At 70.8% G+C, this 530-nt stretch carries 1 protein-coding gene; it reads right to left on the bottom strand.

Features of this window, described 5'->3' with window-relative positions; genetic code table 11:
- Nucleotides 1–530: serine hydrolase domain-containing protein (locus tag ABEA43_RS68005; protein WP_345581700.1), on the bottom strand; the 530-nt coding region annotated here is incomplete at both ends.

Here is a 530-nt window from a genome sequence, read left to right on the forward strand (position 1 = left end):
GCCTGGTAGAGGGTGGTCCAGAAGTCGTGGATGGCGTTCGCCGAATCGGGGGTGGACATCCCGGTCTGGGTGAGCAGGATGCCGACGATGCCGTTCTCGGGGTCGGCGTAGGTGGTGGTGCCGGCTCCGCCGTCCCAGCCGAACTGGCCGATGGGCGCGTAGTCGCCGCGGTAGGTGCGCACCGCCATCCCGAAGCCCCAGCCGCCGTGCTGCCCGAGGCCGTACCCCGTATGGAGGGCGTTGCGGGCATAGACCTCTCGGGCGGCTTGCTGCTCGGGCGTGAGGCGGTTGGTGGTCATCAGCTCGACGGCGGCCCGGGACAGGATGCGCCGGCCGTCGTGCATGCCGCCGTTGAGGAGCATGCGGAAGTAGGCGTGGTAGTCGTCGGCGGTGGAGTCGAGCCCGCCGCCGCCTGACTCGAACGCCGGAGGCTTGCTGTGGTGCCCCCCTTCGGCCTCGTCCTCCACGGTGAACTCGCCGCTCTGCCAGTCGGGGGCGTACAGCGGCGGGAACCGGTGGATCTGGTCGGC

The organism is Nonomuraea rosea (assembly GCF_039539705.1).
Lineage (GTDB): Bacteria > Actinomycetota > Actinomycetes > Streptosporangiales > Streptosporangiaceae > Nonomuraea > Nonomuraea rosea.